Source organism: Ruegeria sp. C12 (assembly GCF_056537745.1).
The window spans coordinates 239,783-248,923 of record NZ_JBQFSA010000001.1; the positions used below are offsets into that span (position 1 = coordinate 239,783).

At 59.0% G+C, this 9,141-nt stretch carries 10 protein-coding genes; 5 read left to right on the top strand and 5 right to left on the bottom strand.

What is annotated here, in order from left to right; all coding sequences use genetic code 11:
* Positions 1-3 precede the first annotated feature (3 nt).
* Together ACR0C9_RS01115 and ACR0C9_RS01120 are read right to left on the bottom strand one after the other, a co-directional pair.
* Positions 4-1,590, bottom strand: a complete 1,587-nt coding sequence (locus ACR0C9_RS01115; protein ID WP_480780180.1) for a KpsE/RkpR family capsule polysaccharide export protein — start codon at positions 1,588-1,590, stop codon at positions 4-6.
* Positions 1,568-2,227: an ATP-binding cassette domain-containing protein gene (locus tag ACR0C9_RS01120; RefSeq protein WP_170452578.1), complete on the bottom strand. Its 660-nt coding sequence runs from the start codon at positions 2,225-2,227 to the stop codon at positions 1,568-1,570. The genes ACR0C9_RS01115 and ACR0C9_RS01120 overlap by 23 nt, the downstream gene beginning before the upstream one ends.
* 151 nt (positions 2,228-2,378) lie before the next feature.
* Here ACR0C9_RS01120 and ACR0C9_RS01125 point away from each other — a divergent pair, with 151 nt between their 5' ends.
* Entirely contained in the window at positions 2,379-2,966 is a 588-nt protein-coding gene (locus ACR0C9_RS01125; RefSeq protein WP_480780181.1) for a uracil-DNA glycosylase family protein, read from the top strand.
* Complete coding sequence (locus ACR0C9_RS01130; protein WP_480780182.1) at positions 2,959-3,747, top strand: SseB family protein; 789 nt, start codon at positions 2,959-2,961, stop codon at positions 3,745-3,747. The genes ACR0C9_RS01125 and ACR0C9_RS01130 overlap by 8 nt, the downstream gene beginning before the upstream one ends.
* 57 nt (positions 3,748-3,804) lie before the next feature.
* On the opposite strand, the gene yghU is transcribed toward ACR0C9_RS01130, so the two are convergent.
* Positions 3,805-4,683 carry a glutathione-dependent disulfide-bond oxidoreductase gene (gene yghU / locus ACR0C9_RS01135; RefSeq protein WP_170452572.1) on the bottom strand — a complete coding sequence of 293 codons (879 nt, stop codon included), beginning with the start codon at positions 4,681-4,683 and terminating at the stop codon, positions 3,805-3,807.
* A 239-nt stretch (positions 4,684-4,922) separates the two neighbouring features.
* Between yghU and ACR0C9_RS01140 the strand changes: the two genes are divergently transcribed.
* Complete coding sequence (locus tag ACR0C9_RS01140) at positions 4,923-5,441, top strand: YHS domain-containing (seleno)protein (RefSeq protein WP_170622905.1); 519 nt, start codon at positions 4,923-4,925, stop codon at positions 5,439-5,441.
* Positions 5,442-5,500: 59 nt separating this feature from the next.
* On the opposite strand, the gene ACR0C9_RS01145 is transcribed toward ACR0C9_RS01140, so the two are convergent.
* Positions 5,501-6,157: a J domain-containing protein gene (locus ACR0C9_RS01145; protein WP_480780183.1), complete on the bottom strand. Its 657-nt coding sequence runs from the start codon at positions 6,155-6,157 to the stop codon at positions 5,501-5,503.
* A 228-nt stretch (positions 6,158-6,385) separates the two neighbouring features.
* Positions 6,386-7,252 (bottom strand): methylenetetrahydrofolate reductase [NAD(P)H], encoded by an 867-nt coding sequence (gene metF / locus ACR0C9_RS01150; protein ID WP_170622907.1) that lies wholly within the window; start codon positions 7,250-7,252, stop codon positions 6,386-6,388.
* A gap of 94 nt (positions 7,253-7,346) precedes the next feature.
* Here metF and ACR0C9_RS01155 point away from each other — a divergent pair, with 94 nt between their 5' ends.
* A complete protein-coding gene (locus tag ACR0C9_RS01155; RefSeq protein ID WP_170452567.1) occupies positions 7,347-8,252 on the top strand; it encodes a LysR family transcriptional regulator in 906 nt (301 codons plus the stop codon).
* Positions 8,253-8,350: 98 nt separating this feature from the next.
* A complete protein-coding gene (locus ACR0C9_RS01160; RefSeq protein ID WP_480780184.1) occupies positions 8,351-9,136 on the top strand; it encodes an inositol monophosphatase family protein in 786 nt (261 codons plus the stop codon).
* Positions 9,137-9,141 lie beyond the last annotated feature (5 nt).

Below are 9,141 nucleotides of genomic sequence, written 5' to 3' on the forward strand. Positions count from 1 at the left end.
GTCTTATGAGGATACCTGTTCACGAAGGACCGACGCGGTAAGCGAGATCATCAGGTAGATACCAGCAAACAACAGGAAAGCCAAAATCGTATTTTCGAACTTGCGCGGATAGGACGGGTCCTGGCTGGGAACCGGGTTCACCGAGACGGTCAGATACCGCACCTGCCTGTTGGCCTCGGTGCGCGTGGTTTCCATGTATTGCATAGCGTTTTGCAGCATCATGTCCCGCGCGACCAGATCGGCCTGCGCCATCTGAATCCGCACGCTCAACCGCGCCAGCGAGTTTTCGCCTGCCGAAACATCCAGCATCTCGGCATTTAGGTTGTCCAGCACCACTTCCAGCCGTGCGATATCGGCTGTGACCCCGTCGACCTTGGCCTTGTTGGGCCGCAGATTGTCAAGAAGGGCCGCCAGTTCCAGGTTTTTGTCCTGCAACAGAATTTCGATTTCGTTGATCCGCCCGCGTAGCCCGGCAATCACATTTTCGGGGTCCAGAATCGCGCCCTGAAGCTGCAACTCGATCAGGTCTTCCTGCGCCTGACGGCGCGCCTGTTGTGCGGATTCAAAGCTTTCCAGCGCGTCACGCATCTGGTCGTCGCGCTTTTCACCGGACAGTTTGTTCACCCGACCTTCGGCGTAAGAGATCAAGCGATCGGAAAACTCGGCCGAGGTTTGCGGGTCAGGGGCAATCACCTCCATCCGGATGATCCCGTCCGTGGGGTCGTAACCGATCGTGACGATGCGGCTGTAGAGCTTATAGGCTTCCTCAAGCGTGGCGTCGGCTGCCAGCCTTTGGATCGGATCAATCCAATCCTGTTGAAAGACTTCGGTAAAGCTTGCGTCATTGTCCAGCAGCAGCAACGCCTCTTTCGATTCCAGAAAATCCTGAACCGAGACCGAATCCTGTGCCGTGGCAAATTGCGTACCGGACAGCAGGCCGCCGACGGCCCCACCCGCACTATCTGCCTGCAGGATCGAGAAGGACGAATTGCTGGCATACATCGGGGTCGCGATTCGATAGAAATAGAACCCCACAACAAAGGTGGGCAGCAGTACAAACGCTGCCAGCCGGGCGAACAGCGTGAACAGCTTGACGCGCCGCCTGCGCGCGATGTCCTTTTGGATTTGACCGATTTCAAGGTTTCGGCGTTCTGCCGGGCTCATCTCGGGGCCCGGCGGGCTGAATTCCGTGTGCTGCACGGTTTGCGGCAGCTGTATCCTGACCTTGTCCTTGGGCTTTTTCGACGTTGTGCTGCCTTGGGAGGTTTTGGCGGCGGCAAGGTCCAGCAGGTTTGTCCGCTCGAACGGGTCGATCCCCTTTTTTCGCAACAGACGAACGGCATCATAATCGGACGAGGCTGCAAGCCCGTGTTTCTGCGCCAGCCGACGGGCAATGCGTAGCTGCCGACCGGTTAGCCCCTCACGCTTGATGTCGTCCAGTTCGGTTCCGGGCTGCGGGGCGTTTGCGGCAGATGGTCCTTCGGTCGCGCTGCGAATGCGCGAGATCGCGTCCGCGCGCGCCTCGGCCGAGCCTTCGACCGGCTGTTTGCGGCGCAAGTTGTATTTTCTAACCTTGGGTTTCGTAGTCATATAACTGTTTTGCCTCTTCCAAGGTTTCAAACATGTAAAGCTGCCCGTCCAAAAGAACCGCGGCTTGCTGTGCAAATTTTTCCAGCGTCGATGGGCTGTGCGACACGATCACAAGGGTTGTCGTGCGCAGCCTTTCCCGCAGGATGTCACCGGCCTTCTTGTTGAATTCAACATCCGTGGACGAGGGCATCCCCTCATCAATCAGGTACATGTCGAAATCCAGCGCCAGCATCAGCGAGAAGGTGAAACGCGAGCGCATGCCGGAAGAATAGGTCGACAGGGGCTGGTTGAAATATTCGCCCAGATTGCACAACCAGCTACAATACGCCTCGACATAGTCAGGATCCATGCCGTAGATTTTTGCGATATAGCGCGCGTTTTCCAGTGCGGACATCTTGCTGGATACGCCACCCGTGAAACCCATCGGGAAAGACACCCGGCAATCGCGGCGAATGACGCCTTCATCCGGTTTTTCCAGCCCGGCCATCATATTGATAAGCGTGGTTTTTCCCGTGCCATTGGGCGCAAGAATGCCAAGCGATGTACCCAGTTCGACCCGGAACGAGACCCGGTCCAGGATCACCTTGCGGCGCGTCCCGGTCCAAAAGGATTTGCTGACATTCTCGAACTCAAGCATAGGTGGCCTGCTGCTCAATCCAGTTTTCGTGTCGCTCTTGTCGGGCGATGAGGGAGGGTGTTCCCTATCGGCCCATGTTGGCTACATTATGTCGAATTATGAAACAAATCATCAATATGCGCCAGCGGCAGGAAGGCTTACGTAACATTCCATGACCAGCCTGATGGAGGATATTCGGTCCTGCCGTCTGTGCGCCAATCAGTTTGCACAGACGGCAACAGCTCATGCGCCGCGCCCTGTGGTCTGGTTTCAACCGGGCACGCCGATTCTGGTCGCGGGGCAGGCACCGGGGGCGCGGGTTCATGCCTCGGGGCGGCCGTTTACCGATCCATCCGGGGATCGCCTGCGCGACTGGCTGGGGATAGATGAGACCGTGTTCTACGACCGGGCCAAGCTGTCCATCGTGCCCATGGCCTTTTGCTTTCCGGGTTATGACGAAAAGAACGCGGACCTGCCGCCGCCGGCCCTTTGCCGGAAGACCTGGCATGATCGCGTCATGCAGGCCCTGGGGCAGGTGCCGTTGACCGTTCTGGTCGGCGGTCACGCGCATAAATACCACCTTGGTGTTCGCAGTTCCGTCACCGAGACGGTTAAAGACTGGAAAACTCACGCCCCGCGCGTCTTTGCCTTGCCTCATCCGTCGTGGCGCAATACGGCATGGCTGAAGAAAAACCCGTGGTTCGAGGCCGATCTGCTGCCGGTTCTGCGCGCGCGGGTGCAAGAGGTGTTGAATGACTGAGACAACCGTGCTGGATACAGCCCATGCCGCAATGCAGGCCGCCCCGCAGGACGACACCGCCCGGCTGAGGTTTTTCGAACGTCTGGCGGATAGTGAGCTGTTCCTGATGCTGACCGAAGAAGCACAGGGCGAGAACATCTCGCCCGAGGTGTTTGATGTGGCCCATGGGCAATTCGTATTGGCCTTTGATCGCGAGGACCGGCTGGCGCAGTTTGCGAGCCGTCCGGTGCCCTATGTGGCGCTGTCCGGTCGGGTGCTGTCATCCATGCTTGCGGGGCAGGGTATTGGCTTGGGTCTGAACCTCGAAGTTGCACCTTCGTCGATGCTGATCCCGTCCGAGGCGCTGGGGTGGTTGGCGACAACCCTTCAACACGCCCCCGAAGAAGTGCACGAGAAGCTGGCCGAGTTTCTACCACCTGCGGGCCTGCCGGATATGCTGTTGACCGCGCTGGACGCCAAGCTGGCCACCGCCGGGGGGCTGGCACAAGCGGCCTATCTGGTGGCGACCAAATCGCAAAGCGGTGCGTCAGGTCACTTGCTGGGATTTGTCGGGGCGGTTGAGGGCGCAGAACCTGCGCTGGCCAAGGCCGCGTCCGAGGCGCTGACCTTTTCGGGGATCGAGGCCGGGGCGATGGATGTGGGCTTTTTTGCCATGGACGACGTGGCGGCAGGATTGCTGGCCAAAACCGGACTGAGGTTCGATCTGCCGCAGCCCGAGATGCCCGAGACTGTCCGGCCCATACCGGGAAGTGACCCGGCCAAACCTCCGATCCTGAAATAGGCCCCGCCCAAAAGGAAAACGCGGCGCAAGCCAGCGCCGCGTCGCCTTTTTTGTCGGTTATTCGGCAGCAGGTTCCAATTTGTCCTGCGTGCGGGTCTCGAAATCGCTGGCCTCGTGCCGTTCATGAAGCTGCATATGCGGCTCGCCAAACGGGCGGTTGACCATGCGTCCCCGCAGAACAGCCGGGCGTTCGTCGATGGCCTTGGCCCACCGCATGACGTTCTTGTAGGATTCGACATCCAGAAACTCGGCGGCGTCGTACAGACGACCCAGCACAAGCTGACCGTACCAGGGCCATATCGCCATATCGGCAATCGAATAATCCTCACCCGCGATAAAGGTTTTCTTGGCCAGCTCCCGATCCAGAACGTCCAACTGGCGCTTCGCCTCCATGGCAAAGCGGTTGATCGGATATTCCCATTTTTCAGGTGCATAGGCGTAGAAATGACCGAATCCGCCGCCCAGATAGGGTGCGCTGCCCATCTGCCAGAAAACCCAATTCATCACCTCGGTTCGCTCGGGGCCTGATTTGGGCAGGAAGGCGTCAAATTTCTCGGCCAGATGGAACAGGATCGAGGCGCTTTCGAATACGCGCACGGGCTCATCACCGGACCGGTCCCACAGCGCAGGAATTTTCGAGTTCGGATTGGCACCGACAAAGCCGGAACTGAACTGGTCGCCTTCGCCGATATTGACCAGCCAGGCATTGTATTCAGCCTCTTCATGGCCCAGGGCCAACAGCTCTTCCAGCATGATCGTGACCTTGACGCCATTGGGCGTGGCCAGCGAATACAGTTGCAGGGGATGGCGACCTACGGGCAGATCCTTGTCGTGGGTGGCACCTGCAATCGGCCGGTTGATATTGGCAAACCGCCCGCCGCTTTCGCTGTCCCAGGTCCAGACTTTCGGAGGGGTGTAAGTGGATTGATCGCTCATCTCGTGCCTTTCTGTCCAATGCCGGGGGTCCGCGCACCCAATCGTCTAACAGCTAATGTTGCAGTATCCAGAGTCCAACCCCGTGTTGTTGTAATAAATTCAGACAAACCTCTCACGTTTTCTCGTTCTTGGTCACAGCGGCGCGAGGGGGACTACGCAGCGCCAAAAAATAGCATATTGTCTCGACAGTCCCGCCAACACGGCACCCTTGGGCAGATGACTTGAAAAGGATTGACCACATGAAACGCTTTGCTTTGACCTTTGCCGCGGCCATGGCCCTGGCAGTTCCAGCTTTCGCTGGCCCGCAATATGTCGACGGCACCGGTTTTGCTGTCTCTGGGTATGACGTTGTTGCCTATCGCAGCCTGGATCAGGTTGCCATCGGTCAGTCGCAACCCGAAGGTGTGCGCGGAAACGCAGACATCACCGCCGAATATAACGGTGCCACCTGGGCCTTCGCGACCGAAGAAAACCGCGACAAGTTCCTGGAAAACCCGGCCTATTACGCGCCGCAATATGATGGCCACTGCGCGTATGGCGTATCCAAGGGCGGTAAGGTTCCGGCCAACCCGAATCTGTGGCGCATCGTCGATGACAAGCTGTACCTGAACATCACCGATGTTGTTGTCGGTTTCTGGGAAGAAGATGTTCCGGGCAACATCAACATCGCCGAAGGCAACTGGCCGGGTATCGAAGGGGGTGACGCCTCCACCAGCGTCATTCCGAAGTTCACTTCGGAAGGCCCGATCACAAACTAAGGCCACTCACGACCCTTAGCCCGGCTCTCACCCCCTCAAGAGCCGGGCTTTCCGCGCGGTTAACTCGCCAGCCAGTATTCGTTGCGAATGGCCTGATCGGCCTCGAACCGGATGCGCACACTTTTCGCCCCCGGAAATTTGCGTTCGCAGATTGTGTCCGGGATCACGACCTCTCCGGCCCCTTTGTCATTTGACTGGAAGCTCAGAACTTCGGTCTCGGTATTGCGCGAAGCGCTGAGGACAGAGGTCGGCAGAGCGACCCGATTGGCCCCCTGGCAGACCGGTGTTGTGACGAAATACGTCAGATGACGCCCATAACATCCAACGGCATCCGGAACGTGGTCGGACGCGACATAGTTGGACTCATCCCGCTTCGACATATGCGGCAAAGCGCGACCGGGATCCAGCATCGCCTGGCAGGTTGCGATATCCTCGGGCGCAAGCTCGATGATGCGCTTTCTCAGACGCGGCCGTTTCGGCTTGCGTGGTCCGGTATCGGCCTCTTTCGCGGTGTAGCCCTTTTTGCGCAGATAGTCATAGGCCGCCTTGGCCCGCGCGAAATTTGTTGAATCCCCCCCTGTGTGATCAGGATGGGCATGAAAGGCGATCCGCCGCCATGCGTCTCGGATGTCTTCTGAATCGGCGTCCGGGTCCAGTCCCAGATCCGCCAAAGCGTCCTTGCGCGCCTTGAACTCGTCGACGTGCTCCATACTCATTTCACTCTTTACAACCACACATCCTCAGTTTCCCGAGTGTCGTGTTTTTGTCAATTTTTACAGAGTATTGAGTTGGGCTGGGGTGACAATGCGAAGCCAGAATGCGGATTGTTCCTGATTTCGGGCGAACCTTTGGGTGCAGTGTCAGCACCAGCTTTCCGGCGGTTTGCGAACACAAAAAAGCCCGGGCCAGTTTTGGACCCGGGCAAGGCGCAATGAATGGTTGAATTAGGCGACGTTCTGCAATTCGGCCTTGGGTGTGATGCCCAGCGCAAAACACACGTCACGGGTCAGTTCCGGGCGGTTCAGCGTGTAGAAATGCAGCTTGTCCACGCCGCCTTCGATCAGGTCAGAGCACAACTCGGTGCACAGCGCCGTGGCCAGAAGATCTTCACGATCATCGCGAATGGCTTTCTCGAACGCCTGATCGATCCAATCGGGAACGTGGGTGCCGCAGCGCTGGGCAAAGCTGCGCGCGCCCTTCCAATTTTCGATCGGCAGAATGCCGGGGACGATGGGCTTGTCGATACCCGCTTTCTCACAGGCATCACGGAACCGGAAAAAGGTCTCGGCCTCGAAGAAGAACTGGGTCAGCGCCTCATCGGCACCCGCGTCCAGCTTGGCTTTCAGCCAGTCCACATCCGCTTGCGTATTGCGGGCTTCGGGATGTTTGTCTGGATAGGCTCCAACGCGGATGCTGAACATCTCGGTCTCGGCCAGTGCCTCGATCAGTTCCACAGAATGCGCAAAGCCGTCGGGGTGGGGGATGAACTTGTCCTGTCCTTTTGGCGGATCGCCACGCAGGGCAACGATGTTTTCGACACCGGCGCGGGCGAACTTGTCAGCGATCTCAAGCGTTTCCTGACGCGAGGCATCGACGCAGGTCAGATGCGCCGCAACCGGCAGGCCAGACGACTTGTGCAGCGTCGCAACCGCATCCCGCGTCAACTCGCGCGTGGTGCCGCCTGCGCCATAGGTGACCGAAACAAACCGGGGCTCTAGCGGGGCCAGTGTTTGCACCGTGTCCCAAAGGCGGAATGAGGCCTCAAGCGTTTTGGGCGGAAAGAACTCGAACGAAATTTCAGGTTTGGTCATCATGGCCTCACAGGATCAATTGAGCCTCTTGTGCCATGTGGGGCGATGTGAGACAAACTCATATTCTTCAAGAACAACATGAGGTGCGCGACATATGCACATCGAGTTCCGGCACCTGCGAACCATCAAGGCCATCCATGAATGCGGCGGGCTGGCGCGTGCGGCGGATCAGCTGAACATCACGCAATCCGCGCTGAGCCACCAGATCAAAGGGCTTGAGGATCAGGCTGGGGTCGAACTGTTCCTGCGCCGGTCGAAGCCGATGAAACTGTCCGCCGCCGGACTGCGCCTGTTGCGTCTGGCGGAACAGATTCTGCCGCAGGTCGAAGCTGCCCAGCAGGAGTTCACTTCGCTGCGTGACGGTCGCACGGGCCGGATGCATATCGCCATCGAGTGTCACGCCTGTTTCGAATGGCTGTTCCCGGTGCTGGAATCCTTCCGGAAGTCCTGGGGTGACGTGGATGTCGACATTCGCCCCGGTCTGGCTTTTGATGCTTTGCCCGCATTGCAGAAGGAAGAAGTTGATCTGGTCGTCTCATCCGACCCCGAAGATCTGCCGGGTGTCGAGTTTGTCGAACTGTTCGACTACAACGCGGTGTTTGTCGCCGCCTCATCCCATCCGCTGGCCGAGAAGGATTATATCGAGGCCGAGGATTTTCGTGGTCAGACCCTGATCACCTATCCGGTTGAGCGCACGCGTCTGGATGTCTTCAGTCAGCTGTTGATCCCGGCGCGGGTCGAACCGGCCGCCATCCGGCAGGTCGAACTGACGGCGGTGATCCTGCTGCTGGTTGCGTCGAACCGGGGCATTTCGGTCCTGCCCGACTGGGTCGTGCGCGAGGTCAAGTACAACTCGGATTACGTCACCCGGCCACTGACGAGTGAGGGGATCACGCGCCGTCTATATGCCGCCGTCCGCTCGGAAGATCTGGAAAAACCCTTTGTGCAGGAACTGGTCAAACTGGCCCGCGACGAGGCGCGCAAGCTGCAGGCCCAGTAGCGGCGTTTTGCGCGGGGCTGCTATGCGCATCATTCCTCTTGGCAAGGGCGCATTGCATCAGTATACGCGCGGTTTGACCGGACAGGAGCCTTTTCACAATGGTTGGCAGTGCAAATCTCAACATCATGATCAAAGCCGCGCGCAAGGCGGGGCGGTCTCTGGTCAAGGATTTCCGTGAAGTCGAGAACCTGCAGGTGTCGATGAAGGGCGCGGGCGACTTTGTGTCCAAGGCCGATATCGCCGCCGAGGCCATCCTGAAAGAGGAACTGCTGGGCGCGCGCCCGACCTATGGCTGGCTGGCCGAAGAGGGCGGTTCGATTGACGGCGAGGACCCGACCCGCCGCTGGATCGTCGATCCGCTGGACGGCACCACCAACTTCCTGCACGGTTTGCCGCATTGGGCGATTTCCATCGCGCTGGAACACAAGGGCAAGATCGTATCCGGTGTGATCTACGACCCCGCCAAGGACGAGATGTTCTTTGCCGAAAAAGGCGAAGGCGCATGGATGAACGACATGCGCATCCGTGTCTCGGGTCGTCACCGCATGATCGAGTCGATCTTTTCGACCGGTCTGCCCTTCGGCGGTCGTTCCGACCTGCCTGCAACCCTGCAAGACCTAGCACGCCTGATGCCCGCCTGTGCCGGTGTGCGTCGCTGGGGCGCTGCCGCCCTGGACATGGCGTACGTGGCCGCTGGCCGCTACGAAGGGTTCTGGGAACGTCGCCTGAACGCCTGGGATTTGGCCGCAGGCATAATCATCGTGAAAGAGGCGGGCGGCTTTGTGCAGCCGCTGAACCCCGAGGGCAGCGTGCTGAAAGACGGCGAGGTTATCTGCGCCAACGAGCCGATCTTTGACAGTTTTGCCAAGGTGATCCGGGGCTAAGGCAC